This window comes from Wolbachia endosymbiont of Aedes albopictus, from assembly GCF_024804185.1.
GTDB classification, from domain to species: domain Bacteria; phylum Pseudomonadota; class Alphaproteobacteria; order Rickettsiales; family Anaplasmataceae; genus Wolbachia; species Wolbachia pipientis_B.
Genome location: NZ_CP101657.1, coordinates 424,501 through 443,032 on the forward strand (window position 1 = coordinate 424,501; position 18,532 = coordinate 443,032).

Genomic DNA, 18,532 nt, shown 5'->3' on the forward strand with positions numbered 1-18,532 from the left:
TAATACAGTTAACTTTACATTAACCGTATTAAGCGGTCATCAATGCTTTTACTTTTGCATTTAAGCGACTTATTTTACGCGCAGCAGTATTCCTATGAATAACACCTTTATTCACACACTTGTGCAAATTAGATTCAGCATTCCGAAATGCCAGAACAACATTTTCTTTGTCGCCAGACTTGATTATATCAACCAATTTTCTAATAGCGGTGCGAGTTTTACTTTTCCGCATCTTATTTATTAAAGTGCGCTTTGCTATTACCTTTATCATTTTTTTAGCACTCTTATGATTTGCCATATATTAATACCTAAAATACTGTACTTTTTTTTAATTATAAAGTTTTTTTGTTAATTTGCAATATCAGTTTTTTCTATGGTTAATCTACTGCTTCTCTCTTCAATAATTTTTTCTAGACTTTGCAAGAATTCATTTTTGTTTAACCCAGGATATATTGGAGGCAATATTTCTATTACTGCCTTTCCGGGATTCTTTCTCAGAGAAAGTATGCTTTTTGGCCAAAACAAACCAGTGTTTAAAGCAACCGGTAACACAGGAACAGATAATACGCTATATAAAGCAGCAATACCTGGTTGATATTTTATATTTTGGTTTATAGTCGTTCTTGTACCTTCAGGAAATATTATTATGCTTCTATTTTCTTTTATACGCATTTTTGCTAGTTTAATTATATGGCGTATAGAACTGATACCATCTGAACGGTTAATAAAAATCATTTTCAGCGCTATAAGATGTAAACCAATGAATGGAATCCATTTCAATTCACGTTTTAAAATAAAAACCGCTTTTCTAAATAGTAGTATAAAAATAAATGTTTCAAATGGAGATTGGTGTTTAGATGCAATGATAAAAGGTTGCTTAGGAATGTTTTCCATTCCCCTCACTTCATATTTAATGCCACATAATAAACGCAGCATGAATAATACAACTCTCACCGAACAGGCGAGGAAAATGGTTATTACATACTCAGGAAAGAAAATTACAGGGAGAGCAATTAAAGTATAGAATACTTCCCATAATATAAGGAAAAAATTAAACAGTAAACTTGAAATCACAAACTCACATAAACTTATTTGAATTTAACTTTACTACAAATTAAAAGCAATAAGTTTAATTATTGATCATCTGAGTAATAGGATGCGAATCAGCTAATTTGTCCTTTAACTTTTCGTTAGCAATATGGGTATATATTTGTGTTGTAGAAAGGTTAGTATGGCCAAGAACTTTCTGTATCAACACAATATTTGCTCCGCTATTCAGTAGATGGGTAGCAAAAGAATGCCTAATCACGTGTGGAGAGATCTTATTTTCATCAATATTGCATTTTCTTGCTAACTCCTTCATTAATTGACCGACCCTCTGCCTTGTAATTGGTTTATTAGGTTTATCACCTGGGAATAGCCAATCAGATTCCTTTCCTTTAGGGATCAGATTGTCACGAACTGATAAATAATTTCTAAGGCTCTGCAATGCTTGTTCATTAAAAAGAATTTGCCTCTCTCTACCACTTTTTCCTTTTATTATTATATAGCATTCTTTGTTATTACTGTTTATTAAATGTGACACTTCACATAACTTCATATCAATTAGTTCAGAAACACGCATTCCAGAAGAGTAAAGGATATCTAAAATCGCACATAGCCTTTTGCTGCTTATCTCTTTATTCGATTTGCTTGCTGATGTTCTCACTGTGTCCATTAGCAAAAATATTTCTTCGACACTTAAATACTTAGGCAAAGGACGAGAAACTTTTGGATTCTTTAATTCAGCATCATTAGCCGGTGCTGGATTAAAATCTATTATTCCGTCATTAAATAGACACTTATAGAAATTTTTCATAGCGGATATTTTTCTTGATATAGAGCTACTTTTATATTTTTTTTGTGTGCATAGAGATTTCACATAGTCTTTAATATTGGTTTTGTTTACGCCAACCAAGGTAGTGCCGCTTTCTAATAGAAATTCTTCAAACTGGTGTAAATCCGAACGATAACTTTCCAGAGTATTTTGTGTAGCAGACCTCTCTGAAGCCAAAGCATCTATGTAATATGTTATGTAAAGATTTTCTTTTTTATTTTGCGACTGTTTATTTTTCATTATCAGCTCCTATATTTATTTCTTTGGCTATAATTTGATTGGAAGTGTTTCCTGTGTGTCTTATGAGAAAATATGAGACAAATAAGGCATTTATCAATAGAGTGAATATCACAAACCTTTGCTTTAACCTTTTTTTTAAATTTAATCTTACTCTCATCATAGTTAAATTATAACGTCAAATCTATAAAAAACACCTTATAAAGTGAGCTCTACTATAAATATAGAATACTTCTTAGCTGTGTCTATATTTATTATAACATAATATTTATTATAATTCTAACATAGACAGATAGAGATTTCAATTACGTTAGTGTTATGGGTGTTAATAAATTTTTAATATATACCTTTACAAAAGAAGAAATCAAATGGCATCTTTTTTTAATAAAGTGCTAATAAAAGGAACGGTCACATTTGACCCTATAGATTCATTATCTATCTTCTCTATAATTTTATCAATGCTATAGAAAGAACGTTCTATTCTTGCTAAAATATAATTAATCACTTTTAAATCAATTTTTAACTGTTTATCTGAAAATCGTTTTATTAGCATGATTCTTAATAATTCCTCGCTTGCAGGCAAAATTTTTACGCTGATAGTTGATAATATTCGAGAACTTAAATCTCTTAGTTTGAAGTTAAGTTTTTTTGGCGAAATTGAAGAAGTGATTAGCAGTTTCTTATCATTTTCTTTCATGTAATTGTAACAATGTAATAACATTGCTTCATCTTTAATGTTTTGTACGTCTTCTAAAATAAAAGCATCGCTATACCTAATCTCGCTTACAAAGTTATTCACATTGATAAAAATTGCATCGTTTATTGACTGCCAAATATGAGCAAGATGAGTTTTACCAGAGCTTTTAGGTCCAAAAAGAATTAGACATCTCCAAGATAAATCCTCAATTACTGAATTATATATGTGCTTATTTTCATCTAAGATGATGTAATTTTGCCGACTATAATCAGCTTGATTGTTGTTAAATAAATTTAATTGCACATTAAACCTCTTACGTAACCTCTTTCTGGTAGTAATTTTTGCGCAGAAATTTACTTACGCTCCTCAAATATCTCAAGTACTCTAGGCTCATTTCTCCTCTTACCATAAATTGATTATGCAAAAGGTCTGTTAGCCGTTTTTATAAAGCTCACTTTTAAAATATTTATTGATTGCATATTCTACTGATACATTGAACATTGCTATTATTGGAATAAAAAGTAATATACCTGTAAATCCAAAATATGAAGCGCATATAGTAATTCCCAGAATAATTACAGCTGGATGTATATGAACTTTTTTTCCTATTAATAAAGGAACTAATATGTTTGAATCTATTAATTGTCCAACACCAAATAATAGCAAAACGGCAGCACTTTCAAACCATCCACTAAATTGAGTAATAGCGCTCAAAAACCCAATAATGGTATATAATAATGGTCCTACGTAAGGTATGAACGTTAACATTCCTGATAAAATTCCAATAACAATAGAGTGTTTCAATCCGATTATGCTCAGGCTCACAGAGTAAAAGACCATCATGACAATACATACATTTACCTGCCCCTTTAGATAATTAGATATGATGAAATCCACTTTGGAAAAATAATTTACAACTTTTTCTCTATAAGAAACAGGAATTAATTTATTAGCTTTTTCTATAATTAAAGGCCAATCACGTAATATATAGAAAAACACTACAGGAGTAATCACCATTAATGATACCGTGTTAAAGCTTGAACTTAACACTTGGATTATAAAGTTACTAGCAATATCAAGAGCATTCATGAAATAAGATACATAGTCGCTGTAATTTTCTGCTAGATTTTTAGATAAGTGATCAAATAAGCTATCCTCGATTTTTATATTAAGAAATTCTAATACAGAGGGAATTACTTTAAGTTTTAATGAAGGCACTTTACTCACTAAGAAATTTAATATCGAAGTAATTTGAACATATATAATAGGTAAAACAAATGTTATAATTAGTATAAAAGCTATTAATAAAACAAGTATTATAAAAATTACAGAACATGAACGCGGTATTTTATACTTTTCAAACTTGACTACTAGCGGATTAAACAAATATGCAATAACAATAGATATTAAACATGGAAAAATCATAGGACGCATCAGGAATAACATCCCTATTATAAAAAGCAGTATAAAACAAATAGTTATATGACGTTTTTGCATACTTTTAGCATAGTCAATTTACTGAAAAATATACAGTTTATTGTAAGTACTATCTATTCATTGTTTTATCAATTTTATTAGGTATTAGATCAGTCAAATTTTTATCTAATTCCCAGCTAAATAAAACTCCGTTATGTGGATCATCTTCATAACTTTTCGAATTAACAGTCTTGATCAGTTTTTCACGTGGCAATACATCATTTTCTATTGCGTGCGCCAATTGTGCAGGTTGTGGTATTAAGTGATCTCTTTTGCTATTAATAACTATTACTGGCATATTCAATTTTCCCTCATCTTGCAACTTTCGTATATTGTTCACTAAATCAAAATCTAGATCTAAAGCCTTTAGCAATTTTTTTAAAATGGATGAGGGCAACATACTTAAAATTTTTGCTTGGGGGATCGGAAAATGCCCTATTGCTGTATGAAAAGAGCTGAAAGTGCTAGTAAAAATAACACCTCCAAGTTTAACGTTTTTGTCTGCAAAGTGCTTCAAAACTGCCGATGCAACTGCTCCTCCAAAGGAATGGCCAAAAAGTATAATGTTTTCAGGTCTTACACCCTTGTCCATTAATTCATTGATTTCTTCTATCGAGGGCTTAAGCAAACTTTGATCTCTATTTATAAAGGGAATAAAAATAAGCATTACGGATAAAAAAATGCAAGTTAGAGCAGCTAAGCTTGCTAAACCAACTACTCCAGCTGTTATGGGGCTTATAAGTAGTAATATTGCAATGGGCGCTGATACAGATGCCACGAGGAACAAAAAGCTAACTGCAGCATAAGTTATGTAGTTCTGAAATGCGCTTGGATATTTATGTGCATGGTTATTATTTGATCCATTTAAACCTTGTACATAATTGTGAGCACTTTTATAGTTATCCCCTATTCCATGAAAGAATATAAGGTGTATCTCATTTTCTTTATTACACTTAGTAATGTGCATTCTAGCATCGTGTTATATCTTAATAAGATAATACACTCTTTTTTTAAAACTGTAAATAATTTGTTACTATACATTTACGCTGAAAATGATAAATATGCACACTAACAGACTTAAGAAATACAAAATAGCAGCATTAATAGTTGCAGCGGGAGTAGGCAGTAGATGCAGTAACACAATTCCTAAGCAGTATACAAAACTTGCAGGTAAATCTGTTTTATTTCATACAATTAAAAGATTTCTGGCTAACCAATATATAGATTATATAAGAATAGCAATTAATAGAGACCATGAAAGTTTTTATAGGGAAGCGATGGAGCTCTTGTACAATCATTATTTAAGTGAAAAATCAGCGGTACACTCCTTCCAGCGCGTGACGCTGGAATCTAGGAAAAAAGAAACAAGTAGTCAAGCTACTTGGATGACAGGAGGTGTAGACACTAAATTACTAAGTCCAATATATGGAGGAGAAAGCAGACAAAGTTCAGTTAAACTAGGGCTTGAAAGCTTACAAAAAATTAACCCAGATTTTGTAGTTATACACGATGCTTGTAGGCCTTTTGTGTCAAATGTTCTGATAGATAACTTGGCTCAGTCCATGATTAATGATCAATATACAGGAGTAGTACCAGCAATAGAAGTCGAAGACACTATGTCATTGGTGGGTAATAATTTCGTTGAATCTACGATTTCAAGAGGAAAACTCAGAGCCATACAAACTCCTCAAATTTTTAATTTCAAAGAATTATTATCGTGCCATCAATCAGACAAAGAATTTACTGACGATTCATCACTAATGGTAGAGCACAAAAAACATGTTGCGATTATTAAAGGTGAGAAAAGCAATTTTAAGTTAACCACAAAAGAGGATATCAATATGGCAAAGCTTCTCTTTGAAGAGCCAAAATTTCGTGTCGGAACTGGTTATGATATACATAAGTTCATTAAAGTTCAAAATGGTGCTGAGAGCTTTATAAAAATTTGCGGTGTGAAAATTGAACACAACATGGCAATAGAAGCGCACTCTGATGGTGATGTTGCAATACATGCAATCGTTGATGCAATACTCGGAGCACTGGGATGTGGCGACATAGGAGAGCACTTTCCTCCTAGTTCCTCTGAATGGAAAGATTGCAATTCATCTCACTTTCTTGACTTTGCTGCTAAAAAAGCAAAGGAAAAAGGGTACAGCGTGTCTAATTTAGATATTACTATAGTTTGTGAGGAGCCTAAAATATTGCCTTACAAAGTAGAAATGAAGAAATTCATATCAAAAGCATTAGAAATTGATGATGAATTTGTAAATATCAAAGCAACTACTGCAGAAAAATTAGGTTCTATTGGAAGAAATGAAGGAATAGCAGCATATGTTTCTGTGTTATTGCATACAAACTTTTATTGGGAATAGAAACGAAAAAACTTACTTGACAAACTCCGCCAGGTCCCTTATTGTAGTATTAAGGGTATTTATGACTCAAAACTTGTTTTTGACCTGCAGGCTCAATGACAAAATTCAGTAAAAAACTCAGAGTATTTATTGGCGGATTACATAAAATTATAGCGGCTGCATGTCTTTTTTATTTTTTCTACATTCAGCCAAATCGCGCTTATTTTAAGCGTTAGCACATTATTACAGCGCCACTTACAGTAATATAGAGTCAAAACTCGCACCACGGGGCTTCTTTTGCCTTTTTTTTCGTTTGGTAAATTTCTTAAACATTTATAGCTAAACGACAACCGTCATTCCGCTATGTGTTAGCGGATGAGATACCGTGACGGTATGACGTAGGACTGCCGTCATCCCGCTACGTGTTAGCGCCGCGGCGGTTGTAAGTTAAAAATATGTTATAAAAGAAACAAGAGGGAAGATAACTCTACTCACTATAGGAATAGAGCTATCACGGGCGTGTGCGCGGCGTTGGTGTTATAACAACCGTCTATATCAAGGTACACTAGCCCTATCCCTCGATACGTTTGAATAGTTGCATGGGACATATGTATGCACCCGTTTACAATCTTAAATCAATAAACTATCGAGGTTGTTAATATGGTTACATCTTATCAAAACTTTATTGGTATTGACATCGGAAAATTTAAAAATGTTGTTGCGGTTCACACACAGAAGAGTGTTGTCGAATTTGATAATAATGCTTCTGGTTGGCAACAATTGTTTAAAAAGTTTTCAGGTATCTTACCTAATTCTTTAGTAACTTTAGAAAATACAGGAAAATATGAGCTTGGTTTATCGCATTTTCTTATTGACAAGAATATCGCTGTACATCGAGCTAATACCCGTAAAGTAAAAAGCTTTATCTTGTCTCACGGAACTTTAGCAAAGTCTGATAAATCAGATGCAATGGCTCTTGCTCAGTATGCGCCATAGAACTCTTTCTCCCTACTTCTAAAGAACAATCAACTTTGATTGCACTTTGTCAACGTCGTGATGACCTTACACAAATGAGAGCCCAAGAGAAATGTAGGTTGGAAGCACCTGAAAATGACTACACAAAAAAAAGTTGCCAAAAAACCATTGACTTTTTTAACAGTCAGATAAATAAGCTCAATAATGCCATACAAAAAATCATTGATAAAAATCTAGAGTTACAGAAGCGCCAAAAAATTCTGAGAACAGTGCCAGGAATAGGTCCAAAGTTATCACAAGATTTTGTGTGTCTGATGCCGGAGCTTGGCTACTTAAACAGAAAAGAAGTAGCAAGTCTTGCTGGAGTTGCACCGCATCCAAAAGAAAGTGGAAAAGCTATTGGTTATCGAAGAATAACAGGCGGTAGAAGCAATGTTCGTACTAAGCTTTTTACGGCTGCAATGGCTGCTGCAAAGTCCAAATCTGCACTTGGTGCCTTTTATTCCAAGCTCATTGAAAGTGGTAAGAAGAAGATGGTAAGCTCTAATGCGTAAAATTATGGTTATTGCTAATGCCAGGCTTAAAGAAGCAGTTAATGTGAATTAAAAAATCTGCATAGAAAATAAGTTAACGAATATGTGCGTCCACACACACTTAAAGCACATATTCGTTAACCATAAAATCTAAGCAGTAACTGTTGTTTGATATAAAATTTTTCTATGATAAATTAGGGTGTTTATTGTCAAAAATGCATTTTCTAATTGAATAAAAATACAAAATTATAAACAAGAGTTGTAATAAAACTAAATTCAAAAAATTTAAAAAAAACATAGTTGATATGACAGTTCGCGGTGGCATGAAGGTTCGTGGCGGTATGACGGTTAAGCAATTCGTCATCCTGCTACGTGTTAGCAGGATCTATGCTGGGAGATACCGCGAATGAATCGCGGAATGACGGTTCGTGGTGGCATGACGGTTAAGCAATTCGTCATCCCGCAGCTGGATCTAGAGATACCGCGGCGGTATGACGTAGGACTGCTGTCATGCCAGTGCGTGAACTTGTATCTTTATGATGTGAGGCATTAGAGCTAAAATACCTCACAGGGAGGGTGAAGCTGATGCGACACTAATGCCATTAAGCCAGATTTTGCTTCCCTCCCATAGAGTTAAAGACTGAACAGTATCTTTTGGAATTATATCCCGTATTACAAGGTTAGTCTAAACTCTCAGTTTATTTATAGTCTTGGAGGCAATTTTATGCAAGTAAATGCTATTTTGGGTGTGGATATTTCAAAAAAGAAATTTGATGTTTGTTAGTGGACAGTAAAAAACGACACAAAGTCTTTCAAAATAATCAAGATGGTTTTGCAAAACTTGTAGTTTGGTGCAATGGCCATGGAGCAAATCTTACTCATTTATGTCTTGAGTTGGTATGGAGAAGATTTGGCTACTTTTATGCACGATTTAGGACATAATGTCAGTATACTAAACCCAGAAAGCTTTTGGCAAAAGTGAGCTGCTCAGAAATAAGACAGATAAATCAGATGCAGCTATAGATTTTGTATCGCCAACAAACCTGCTCTTTGGAAGCCCATTGCACCTGAAATGAGGCATTTTAGGGAGCTTTACCGTTATCGCTAAAAGATGATAAGGTGCAACAGACAAATCGCTTGGAAAACAAAAATATGCATTCCAGTTGCAAAGAAGCTATATCTAAAGTAATTTTCGCAATAGAGGAGCAAATTATTGTTCTCGAAAAAGAAATTAATGAGCATATAAATAACTATCCACATCTAAAAAATATGGTGGAAAACCTTAAGACTATAAAAGGTATAGGATATCTTACTGCTGTTGTCGCAGAAATGCCATCAGTTGATAACTTTGACAATGCTAAACAATTTACAGCTTTTGCTGCCAGGACATTATCAATCGGGATCGTCAGAGAAGTTGCATATGCAAAATAGGATCTGAGCGTATTCGAAAAGCTCTTTATATGCCGTAGTCAAAAACCATAATAATCATTTTCAAAAGTTTTGTCAGCGTCTAGCAAGTAAAGGCAAATGTCATAGTTTTTGCGTTAATGCGAAAATTAATGCATGTCTTTTTTGGTATTCTTAAAAATAATCAACCATTTAATTGTAATTTTGTTGGATAATTTGTTTGACAGCAGAGACAGTATCTGGGATCCAGGTTGCTCACAAGCAAACTATCATAGAAAGTGGTTACAACGTTTTCGATGAGATTATATGGAAAACTGGATTCCAGACTGGAATGACAAGTTCGCGGCGGCATCCTCGTCATTCCGCCGCGGTATCTCTTAACATAGATCCCGCTAACACGTAGCGGGATGACGAATTGCTTAACCTTCATACCGCCACGAACCGTCATGCCACCGTGAACCGTCATACCGCGATTCATTCGCGGTATCTCTTAACATAGATCCCGCTAACACGTAGCAGGATGACGGTTGTCGTTTAGCTACAAACGTTAAGAAATTTACCAAACGAAAAAAAGGCAAAAGAAGCCCCGAGTAGCGAGTTTTGACTCTATATTACTGTAAGTGGCGCTGTAATAATGTGCTAACGCTTAAAATAAGCGCGATTTGGCTGAATGTAGAAAAAATAAAAAAGACATGCAGCCGCTATAATTTTATGTAATCCGCCAATAAATACTCTGAGTTTTTTACTGAATTTTGTCATTGAGCCTGCAGGTCAAAAACAAGTTTTGAGTCATAAATACCCTTACTGTTATAATAAGGGGGCTGGCAAAGCTTGTCAAGTAAGTTTTTTCGTTTCTAACGGTTGTTGCCAAAAACTATGCAAGAAGTCTATTGAAATCACGTATATTAATCGTTGTAAAATCACACAATTGCTCTGTAGAGCTATGCCCTGTAATAATTACTATACCATTTTGCTCAGAGCGTATTGAGATTAGGTTCAGCACTAATTCACACGTTGCACTATCAAGATTACAAAATGGTTCATCTATCAGCCAAACGTTTGCATTAGAAATCAAGAGGCGAGCAAGCGCAACTCTTCTTTTCCAACCTGCAGAAAGTTCGCCATATCTAATATTAAGTACAGATTGCAACTGCAAGCAACAAACAGCTGCCATAATCAATTCCCTAGTATTTCGTATTCCTGCCCAGAATTCTATGTTTTGAGCAACAGTTAAGCTATCTTTACAGGCATTCTTATGGCCTATATAGACCATAGAAGGTATATAGGATTTTGGATCATCATATATGTCTTTTCCGCAGTACCTTATATTGCCTGATACCGGCGGTAAAAGTCCAGATAAACTTCTAATTAAGCTGGTTTTACCACTACCATTTGGACCAGTGATTAGAATCTTTGATTTTGGCTCAGCTTTAAAACTGAGATGTTTAAATAATACTTTGTTATTACGAGCGCAGGATAAATTTTCACATTCGAGCATGAATTATCTGCCCTTCCCCTTATGTTTACCTTGAGTTGAAGCCTGAGCTTTTACAAACAGCTCCCAAAATCCTTTCTGGCCGCCTTCTCTATGTATCAATTGTGCAAAACGCTGCATTAAACCATTGCCCATCATAACCATCTTTGTCCATTTACCTAGCGGTTTTGCTATGTCAACTATTTCTGGATCTTCTTTATAAACTTGCACATCTTTTTGTTTCTCGCGTAGCGTTTCTTGTTGTTTCATCAACTCTTTTTGCTTATTTTTTTGATATAATTCATTGAATTTTCTGTCTTCTTCCCACTCTTCTTTAAAAACTTTTCTAGGAAATATGATTTTTCTAATGCGATTTTTGTATATTTTTCTCAAAAAGAGAAATACTGCAGCTACAGCAAGTAATGTTACGCTATATAATATGATCTGTGTAAGTGGCATTTCCTGTATCTAATTCATTAAAAATACCCTTACTGTTATATCATAATTATAGAAATTGTGCAATTTTTTTGCGGGTAAAGACAATATAAAAGCAGTACTGCTCTATTTCGAAAATTGCGCAAATATCTGACGAACGGGCTTGTATGTAATAAGGTTTATTTCTATACTTCCTAAAGAATTTAGAAGTAAAACAAATATGAACTGCTATAAAACTCATACGTGCAATGAACTGAGGAAGAACGACGTAGAAAAGGAAGTTACCCTTTCTGGATGGTTATATCGTAAGCGCGACCATGGTAACCTAATCTTTGTTGATTTAAGAGACTTCTATGGAATCACTCAACTAGTATTTAACAATGACAAAGACTTTTTTGACGAGATATCAAATTTAAAATTGGAGAGTGTAATTACTGTTACAGGAATAGTTGAAGCTAGAACTGAAGATACGGTAAACAGCTCTATTTCTACCGGAGAAATCGAGGTGATAGTCAACAATTTGCGCGTTGAGTCGGAAGTTGAGTTCCACTTTGATGAAGAAATAGCAAAAGAAGAAAGAAGTATATTGGCAAGCATTACCGGCGAGCAAGAATACCCAGAAAACATGAGATTTAAATATCGATTTCTTGACTTAAGACGTGAAAAAGCCCGCAACAATATTATTTTGCGCTCACAAATTATTGCAGAGCTCCGCAAGCTCATGATAGAGCGAGGATTTTTAGAGATTCAAACTCCAATACTCACTGCTTCCTCTCCTGAAGGAGCACGCGACTACCTAGTGCCAAGCAGGCTAAATCCCGGCAAGTTCTATGCATTGCCACAAGCTCCGCAGATTTTCAAACAGTTGCTCATGGTCTCAGGGTTTGATAAATATTTCCAAATCGCACCGTGTTTTCGTGATGAAGATGCAAGGGCTGACCGCTCTCCTGGGGAATTTTACCAGCTAGACCTTGAAATGTCTTTTGTGACTCAAGAGGACATATTTGACGTTATTGAATCTGCTTTATATAAAGTGTTCGCCAAATTTTCTCGCAAGTCTGTCGATAAAGATTTTCCACGCATTACATACAAAGAGGCAATGCTTAAGTATGGTTCTGACAAGCCAGATTTGCGTAATCCACTATTAATCAGCGATGTTACAGAAATTTTCCGTGATTCAGGGTTCAATATTTTCAAAAGCAATATTGAGCGTGATATGGTAGTGAGAGCCATCCCTGCACCTAAAACAGCAGAGGAACCACGCAGCTTCTTTGATAAAAAGATAGAACATGCGCAAAAAGAATTCGGTGCTAAGGGTCTCGGATATATAACGTTTGATAAAGATGGAACTGCGAAAGGTCCAATTGCTAAATTTCTTGATGAAAATAGGCTAAACCACATAAGAGAAGCAACAAACATAGAGCCAGAAGATAGTGTGTTTTTTGCTTCTGACAAAGAGAATGAGGCGGCAAACATTGCAGGAAAAGTACGCACTCTTTTAGGGTCAGAACTCAGTCTCATAGATGATAATATCTTCAAGTTTTGTTGGATCATTGATTTTCCATATTTTGTATATGACGATAAAAGTAAAAAAATCGATTTCTTTCATAACCCATTTTCTATGCCACACGGTGGTCTGAAAGATTTAGAGGAAAAGAATCCACTCGATATCCTTGCTTACCAGTATGATCTTGTTTGCAATGGAATAGAACTATCAAGTGGGGCAATTCGCAATAACAAACTGGATATCATGTATAAAGCTTTTGCCATTGCAGGCTATAGTAAAGAAGAAGTTGATACAAAATTCGGTGCGCTTGTGCGTGCATTCAGGTTCGGAGTGCCGCCTCATGGTGGAATAGCACCAGGAGTTGATAGAATGGTTATGCTACTTGCCGATGAGCTGAACATTCGTGAAGTAATCTGTTTTCCTATGAATCAGCAGGGTGAAGATGTTTTAATGGGCGCTCCTTCTAAAATAGAGGATAAGCATTTACGTGAATTATTTTTGCAGATTATTAGGTAAAGTTAGAATATTTAATTGCTAATTAATCATGCAGAGCACGCTCTGCATGATTTATAAAATTTACGTAGTTCAATATGCTACAACAATGTATGTTGGCTAAAGACATTCTCTAAATTTTCAAAATTTAAGCTTAAATCTAAAAATTTTTCCTTTATTTCACCAAAATTTTGAGCTAAGGGGTTTTGAGGAGTTTTATCTAAGCATACGTCATCACCTATTCCCTCCACTCTACCTTTGCAACTATAATTCCAGTAATCATAACTTTTTCCTGCCTCTTTCCAATCTGTCGGTATCATAGGTTTTTTTGCCCAATGAGCAACCCATAATGGATATTTAGAAAAGTCATGGGTTTCTTGCACATAGTAACTATTCCACGTCTTTGGTGAAGCGTGTATAATTGGACTGTATCCATTTTCATCCAATTGAGTTAATAAAGCATGAAGATTTTCAGCTCTTTCCATATTAGTGTGTTTTGTAGGATCATCACACTTTTCTGTTTGTCCCTTTCCACAAATACCTGTTGTGGCGCTAACAGCTAACTTATTTTCACCTGGCTCAAAACTAGCTTTTTTAAGTGTGTTAACTATGTTATTTAGCTGACCTTCAGGTGTTGAAGTCATTCTAAAGACATGGTATCCACCAGCGGAAATATTATTTTCTTTCATGTTTTGAAAGTTTTGTTCGAATTTTGAATCTTGAAAAGTTTCTCCTTCAGTTGCTTTGGCAAATGCAAATTTTACCCCATCTGTTGCAACTTTCGACCAATCAATCTCTTCATTCCAATGAGATACGTTTATACCTTTTTCACTCATACTAACCTCATAATTACAATAAATGTTGAATATAAAATATAATAGTGAAAATTTAGTAAATATCTTTTGAGCATATTGTAAACAATTTTATACTAAAATAGTTACAAAGCTCTAAACTACAATCTATAGACAAAAATATTTGTTATTAGTAAGTTAAATTATAGTGAGTTAAAAGTTATGAACGATATTCAAAAAGCAATACTATCAAGCATAATCTGTAACATAATTGTATGGTATGAAATAACTCTTTTTGGGGTCTTAACACACACAATAAGTAGCATTTTTTTTCCATCAGAAAGTGATTACTTAAGCACAATCAAATTTCTTGGTACTTTCGCAGTTGGTTTTGGATTTAGACCACTTGGTGCATTCATTTTTGGCTACATTGGAGATAAATCCGGTAGAAGGAAAGTTTTACTTACTTCAGTGATATTAGTTTCAATACCATCTACTGTAATTGGAGTTATACCTGGCTATAAAGAAATAGGAATATTTTCTTCTATACTACTTCTATTATGTAGAATCATGCAAGGAATGGCAGCAGGTGGAGAAACGAGTATCAACTCAGCCTTTTTAATAGAGCATTCAAGCGATAAAAAAAATCTAGGTTTTTTAGGGAGTATGAAGCCTTTTAGCGGCGCGCTTGGTTCTATTATATGTTTTGTAATGATAGCTATTTGTAAAAAACTCACAGGTGAAAATTATGAAATTTGGGGCTGGAGATTGCCCTTCTATTTCTGCTCTATTATGGGCATAATAGGCTTTTTAACAAGATATATAATGGAAGAGAGCTTAGCATATAAAGTGCACGATCAAAATAAAAACTTATCTCATTCTCCATTTTTAGAATTAATCAGGGACTATAAAAAAGCATTTGTGATAGCAATTGGACTTGGTATAGCCCAAAATGCAATCGTTTATTCAGCAATCATGTTCTACAACATATCTATAAAAGAACTTATTCTCTCAGGCATCAATATTAAAAATGTAGTAAGGATTATAGTTGAAATTACATTTGGAGCGTCTGCAGTGCTGTTTGCAATACTGTCTGATAAAGTTGGAAGAAAAAATGTAATGATTTCTACATTAGTAGCTTTAACTTGCGCCGGTTTGCCCGCACTTTCGCTATTATCATATGATAACCACTATATTGTAACGCTCACTTTTCTATTGATAAGCGTACCGATAGGTGCATCTTTTGGAATATATAATTCTCTTGTCTGCGAGTTATTTCCAACGAAAGTTAGGTGCACCGGCTTCAGCCTAGCACATAATATATCTGCAGGTATTTTTGGTGGCCTTTCTCCATCGATATGCATGTGGCTTATAGAAAAAACTGAAACGAAATTTGCAGCAGGCATTTATCTTACTGCCTGCGCATTAATTAGCCTAATATCTGTGCTTCAAATCAAAGCCAAAGACAGAAAAGTTGATTGGTGAAATCTTTTCAGTCGAAAAATAGTGCTTCAATAGACTTTTCAATGTGCTTAGGGATAGGAGCGGTAATAGTGATTCCTTTATTGTTTGGCAATTTTAAAGATAAAGAATGCGAATGAAGGTGAATTTTATTTGCCACTTCATCAATAAAAGCTTTTTTACCACCGTATTTACCGTCACCAAGAATGGGACAATTTATATGAGCTAAATGTGCACGTAACTGATGGGTTCTGCCGGTAATTGGTTGTAATTTTAAATAAGCAACATTATGTTTTAACCTTGCTATAATTGAAAAATGCGTAGTGGCACTTTGAGGTGAGCCTTCATCAACGACCACTTTTTCTTGACCAGAAATATATTTTTTTACCAACGGATAATCTATTATTCCACTATCCTTGCTTGGCATGCCAGAAGTTAATGCTAAATAAGTTTTTTTTACCCTCCGTCCTTTAAATTCCTCCATAAGGTATCTGGCAACACTAGCATTGCGTGCGAATATTATCACTCCGCTCGTATCTCTATCTAGTCTATGGACAATTTTAAATATTTCTCCTTCTCTTATTTGGTCAAGCAAATCACTAATGCTAATCTTTACTTTTACGCCACCTTGAACAATGACCCCTGCAGGTTTGTTTATAGCTAGTATATATTCGTCTTCATATAATATGTTCTCTCTTAGTAGATTCACTAACTTTTCATTATATTTGCAGTCAGAATTAGTGTTCTCAATATAATTCAAGTGCTTCAGCGTTATAGTTTGTCCAGAATTTACTCTATCACTAGACTTTGCTTTGCAATCATCAACTTTGATTAATCCTTTCCTTAAAGATTTTTCAATTACAGATTGCTTTAGATCAGGAAAGATTCTTCTGATGTACCTATCTAGTCTAACGTTATCGTCTTTTACTAATATGGTTTTTATATTCTCCATTACTTTATTTGGATGTATGCTAATATCAACTGTTTGCATGACATAAAATAAAGTATAGCACAAGATATAAACCCTTCGGCTACATGTGCTATTTATTTAGTAGATTAAATATGAAGTTTAAAACTCTGCTGTCAACTTCCTGCAAAACTAGTGAAAACCAAACTTGCTTAAAACCACTTAATTAGTTATAGTTATAAGTTTGAGATACAGTAAAATGATGGCTTTTGTCCCTTTGATTATTTTTTTAATCTTGTACCTTGGAAGTGGTGCTTATTTTTCTTTTATCGGAACTGATAATCCACTTCATCAGGTTTCACCAGTAATCTGCTTATTACCAGCACTATTTTTTGCTGTCTCACGTGGTACAAATAAAATTCAGCATAACATCGATACTGTTATCGAGGGTATGGGTGACAAAAGCACCCTTACTATGTGTTTAATTTTTCTATTTTCTGGAGCATTTTCTGCGGTTACTCAATCAATTGGTAGCGCAGACACTGTTGCTAATTTAATTCTTAATTTCCTTCCAGCAAGATTACTGCTGCCTGGAGTATTTTTGGCTTCTGCTTTTATTTCAACTGCAATTGGCACATCTATGGGAGTTGTTGCGCTGATGGTGCCTATAGCTGTTAATCTGGCAAAAAGTGGAGCTTTTGGTCTTGAAATAGGAACTGCAACTGTAGTAGGTGGTGCTGTATTTGGTGACAACCTTTCGATGATATCTGATACCACCATTGCATCTGTTTCTTCACAGGGAGCTTCAGCAAAAGATAAACTTAAAATAAACTCTAAGGTTGCATTTACTGCAGGTATTATAACACTCACCTATCTGGCAGTGATTTCAAGTAGTACAAAAATTATTTCTATATCAAATTTAGATTATTATTCTATAATAAAAATTATTCCTTATATTTCTTTAATAATCATGGGACTGCTTGAAGTCACCACTTTAGTAACAATAACTGTAAACATAATTATTGCTGGTGTGCTAGGAATAGCTTTTTTTGACTATGCTACCATTCAATTTCCTCATGACGTGTATGACGGTTTCAAAAAAGTAAACGAAATAGTGATATTTGCGCTATTTATTGGTGGTTTGAGCCATATAATGTACAAACAAGGTCAAAAAGCGTTGCATAAACTTATCGATGAAAGCAATATCACAAAAACTAAAGCTGAATTTGTGATAGCAGGAATTGCGTCTATGTTTACTACCTTAGTTGCCAATAATACCATTGCTATTTTACTAAGTGGTGGCATTGCAAAAAGGCTTGCACAAAAACACAGTATTGCGCCATATCGCAGTGCATACTTATTAGATGTTTTTGCTTGTGCTACAAAAGGTATCTTACCTTATGGTTCCCAACTATTGCTAGCAGGGAGTGTAGCTTCTGTATCACCTGTTTCTTTATTAACAAAAGTATATTATTGCTTTATTTTAGCAGCAGTTACAATAGGCGAAATAATCATCAACAGCAGAAAAGAGAAACATTGTGCGGCTGCAACTTAGAGTTTCTCTTTTTTTTACCCATAAGAAACGGAATTACTTGACAAGCTTCGCTAGCCCTCTTATCATGATAGTGAAGGTATTCAGTTATCTTCATCTGTGCAGATTAAACAGCAAGAAAACAACGTAGTTGGCGTCTTATTTTTAATTTTTTGCACTATGTGCACCTTATGTCTTCACAACATTTCTGGGTTTTTACCTACATAAGCTGAAACGCGCTTATAAGTCGTTTAAGACAGTATAGTACGCCAATTTGCAGGATTAGAGAGTGACAACTAGCTAACGCGGGGTTTCTTTTGCCTTTTTTTCTGCTTAGTAAATTTCTTAAACATTTAAACTAAGGTGAGTTGCGTTTAAAAGC

General features: G+C 34.3%; 16 protein-coding genes and 2 pseudogenes. 7 read left to right on the forward strand and 11 right to left on the reverse strand.

Annotation, left to right across the window (positions count from 1 at the left end; genetic code table 11):
- Positions 1-28: 28 nt before the first annotated feature.
- The 6 genes from rpsT to NHG98_RS02165 form a co-directional block, all read right to left on the reverse strand.
- Positions 29-298 (reverse strand): 30S ribosomal protein S20, encoded by a 270-nt coding sequence (gene rpsT, locus NHG98_RS02140; RefSeq protein ID WP_006279236.1) that lies wholly within the window; start codon positions 296-298, stop codon positions 29-31.
- Between the two features lie 50 nt (positions 299-348).
- Positions 349-1,074 carry a lysophospholipid acyltransferase family protein gene (locus tag NHG98_RS02145; RefSeq protein ID WP_096641513.1) on the reverse strand — a complete coding sequence of 242 codons (726 nt, stop codon included), beginning with the start codon at positions 1,072-1,074 and terminating at the stop codon, positions 349-351.
- Between the two features lie 55 nt (positions 1,075-1,129).
- Entirely contained in the window at positions 1,130-2,116 is a 987-nt protein-coding gene (locus NHG98_RS02150; protein WP_096641512.1) for a tyrosine recombinase, read from the reverse strand.
- A 361-nt stretch (positions 2,117-2,477) separates the two neighbouring features.
- A complete protein-coding gene (locus NHG98_RS02155; protein WP_096641511.1) occupies positions 2,478-3,113 on the reverse strand; it encodes a DnaA ATPase domain-containing protein in 636 nt (211 codons plus the stop codon).
- A 129-nt stretch (positions 3,114-3,242) separates the two neighbouring features.
- Positions 3,243-4,307 (reverse strand): AI-2E family transporter, encoded by a 1,065-nt coding sequence (locus NHG98_RS02160; protein ID WP_096641510.1) that lies wholly within the window; start codon positions 4,305-4,307, stop codon positions 3,243-3,245.
- A 49-nt stretch (positions 4,308-4,356) separates the two neighbouring features.
- Positions 4,357-5,253 (reverse strand): PGAP1-like alpha/beta domain-containing protein, encoded by an 897-nt coding sequence (locus NHG98_RS02165; RefSeq protein WP_096641509.1) that lies wholly within the window; start codon positions 5,251-5,253, stop codon positions 4,357-4,359.
- A gap of 85 nt (positions 5,254-5,338) precedes the next feature.
- On the opposite strand from NHG98_RS02165, the gene ispF reads away from it, so the two are divergent.
- The 4 genes and pseudogenes from ispF (at position 5,339) to NHG98_RS06515 (ending at position 9,767) form a co-directional block, all read left to right on the forward strand.
- Positions 5,339-6,658 (forward strand): 2-C-methyl-D-erythritol 2,4-cyclodiphosphate synthase, encoded by a 1,320-nt coding sequence (gene ispF / locus NHG98_RS02170; protein ID WP_096641508.1) that lies wholly within the window; start codon positions 5,339-5,341, stop codon positions 6,656-6,658.
- A gap of 639 nt (positions 6,659-7,297) precedes the next feature.
- Positions 7,298-8,218 (forward strand): annotated as a pseudogene (locus tag NHG98_RS02175) (IS110 family RNA-guided transposase).
- 333 nt (positions 8,219-8,551) lie between these two features.
- Positions 8,552-8,698 (forward strand): hypothetical protein, encoded by a 147-nt coding sequence (locus NHG98_RS02180; protein ID WP_259245508.1) that lies wholly within the window; start codon positions 8,552-8,554, stop codon positions 8,696-8,698.
- 171 nt (positions 8,699-8,869) lie between these two features.
- Positions 8,870-9,767 (forward strand): annotated as a pseudogene (locus NHG98_RS06515) (IS110 family transposase).
- On the opposite strand, the gene NHG98_RS02190 reads toward NHG98_RS06515, so the two are convergent.
- The 3 genes from NHG98_RS02190 to NHG98_RS02200 form a co-directional block, all read right to left on the reverse strand.
- Positions 9,737-10,030 carry a hypothetical protein gene (locus tag NHG98_RS02190; protein ID WP_259245509.1) on the reverse strand — a complete coding sequence of 98 codons (294 nt, stop codon included), beginning with the start codon at positions 10,028-10,030 and terminating at the stop codon, positions 9,737-9,739. The pseudogene NHG98_RS06515 and the gene NHG98_RS02190 sit on opposite strands and share 31 nt — an antisense overlap.
- A gap of 396 nt (positions 10,031-10,426) precedes the next feature.
- Entirely contained in the window at positions 10,427-11,050 is a 624-nt protein-coding gene (gene ccmA / locus NHG98_RS02195) for a heme ABC exporter ATP-binding protein CcmA (protein WP_096560698.1), read from the reverse strand.
- A gap of 3 nt (positions 11,051-11,053) precedes the next feature.
- Positions 11,054-11,485, reverse strand: a complete 432-nt coding sequence (locus NHG98_RS02200) for a hypothetical protein (protein ID WP_096560699.1) — start codon at positions 11,483-11,485, stop codon at positions 11,054-11,056.
- A gap of 196 nt (positions 11,486-11,681) precedes the next feature.
- Between NHG98_RS02200 and aspS the strand changes: the two genes are divergently transcribed.
- Positions 11,682-13,484 (forward strand): aspartate--tRNA ligase, encoded by a 1,803-nt coding sequence (gene aspS / locus NHG98_RS02205; RefSeq protein WP_096560700.1) that lies wholly within the window; start codon positions 11,682-11,684, stop codon positions 13,482-13,484.
- A 77-nt stretch (positions 13,485-13,561) separates the two neighbouring features.
- On the opposite strand, the gene NHG98_RS02210 is transcribed toward aspS, so the two are convergent.
- A complete protein-coding gene (locus NHG98_RS02210) occupies positions 13,562-14,296 on the reverse strand; it encodes a glycoside hydrolase family 25 protein (protein ID WP_096560701.1) in 735 nt (244 codons plus the stop codon).
- A gap of 177 nt (positions 14,297-14,473) precedes the next feature.
- Here NHG98_RS02210 and NHG98_RS02215 point away from each other — a divergent pair, with 177 nt between their 5' ends.
- Positions 14,474-15,736 (forward strand): MFS transporter, encoded by a 1,263-nt coding sequence (locus tag NHG98_RS02215; RefSeq protein ID WP_096560702.1) that lies wholly within the window; start codon positions 14,474-14,476, stop codon positions 15,734-15,736.
- Positions 15,737-15,743: 7 nt separating this feature from the next.
- On the opposite strand, the gene NHG98_RS02220 is transcribed toward NHG98_RS02215, so the two are convergent.
- A complete protein-coding gene (locus NHG98_RS02220) occupies positions 15,744-16,703 on the reverse strand; it encodes an RluA family pseudouridine synthase (protein WP_096560703.1) in 960 nt (319 codons plus the stop codon).
- A 175-nt stretch (positions 16,704-16,878) separates the two neighbouring features.
- Between NHG98_RS02220 and NHG98_RS02225 the strand changes: the two genes are divergently transcribed.
- The gene (locus NHG98_RS02225; protein ID WP_096560704.1) at positions 16,879-18,174 is read left to right on the forward strand and encodes a Na+/H+ antiporter NhaC family protein; all 1,296 of its coding nucleotides are present in this window, start codon (positions 16,879-16,881) and stop codon (positions 18,172-18,174) included.
- The last annotated feature ends 358 nt before the right edge of the window (positions 18,175-18,532 follow it).

Bases quoted from the DNA above. Each gene is read 5' to 3' on its own strand.
- NHG98_RS02160 (WP_096641510.1), bottom strand. From the start codon at position 4,307: ATGCAAAAACGTCATATAACTATTTGTTTTATACTGCTTTTTATAATA.
- NHG98_RS02225 (WP_096560704.1), top strand. From the start codon at position 16,879: ATGATGGCTTTTGTCCCTTTGATTATTTTTTTAATCTTGTACCTTGGA.
- NHG98_RS02215 (WP_096560702.1), top strand. From the start codon at position 14,474: ATGAACGATATTCAAAAAGCAATACTATCAAGCATAATCTGTAACATA.
- NHG98_RS02200 (WP_096560699.1), bottom strand. From the start codon at position 11,485: ATGCCACTTACACAGATCATATTATATAGCGTAACATTACTTGCTGTA.
- aspS (WP_096560700.1), top strand. From the start codon at position 11,682: ATGAACTGCTATAAAACTCATACGTGCAATGAACTGAGGAAGAACGAC.
- NHG98_RS02220 (WP_096560703.1), bottom strand. From the start codon at position 16,703: ATGCAAACAGTTGATATTAGCATACATCCAAATAAAGTAATGGAGAAT.
- ispF (WP_096641508.1), top strand. From the start codon at position 5,339: ATGATAAATATGCACACTAACAGACTTAAGAAATACAAAATAGCAGCA.
- NHG98_RS02190 (WP_259245509.1), bottom strand. From the start codon at position 10,030: ATGAATCGCGGTATGACGGTTCACGGTGGCATGACGGTTCGTGGCGGT.
- NHG98_RS02180 (WP_259245508.1), top strand. From the start codon at position 8,552: ATGAATCGCGGAATGACGGTTCGTGGTGGCATGACGGTTAAGCAATTC.
- NHG98_RS02210 (WP_096560701.1), bottom strand. From the start codon at position 14,296: ATGAGTGAAAAAGGTATAAACGTATCTCATTGGAATGAAGAGATTGAT.
- NHG98_RS02165 (WP_096641509.1), bottom strand. From the start codon at position 5,253: ATGCACATTACTAAGTGTAATAAAGAAAATGAGATACACCTTATATTC.
- ccmA (WP_096560698.1), bottom strand. From the start codon at position 11,050: ATGCTCGAATGTGAAAATTTATCCTGCGCTCGTAATAACAAAGTATTA.
- rpsT (WP_006279236.1), bottom strand. From the start codon at position 298: ATGGCAAATCATAAGAGTGCTAAAAAAATGATAAAGGTAATAGCAAAG.
- NHG98_RS02150 (WP_096641512.1), bottom strand. From the start codon at position 2,116: ATGAAAAATAAACAGTCGCAAAATAAAAAAGAAAATCTTTACATAACA.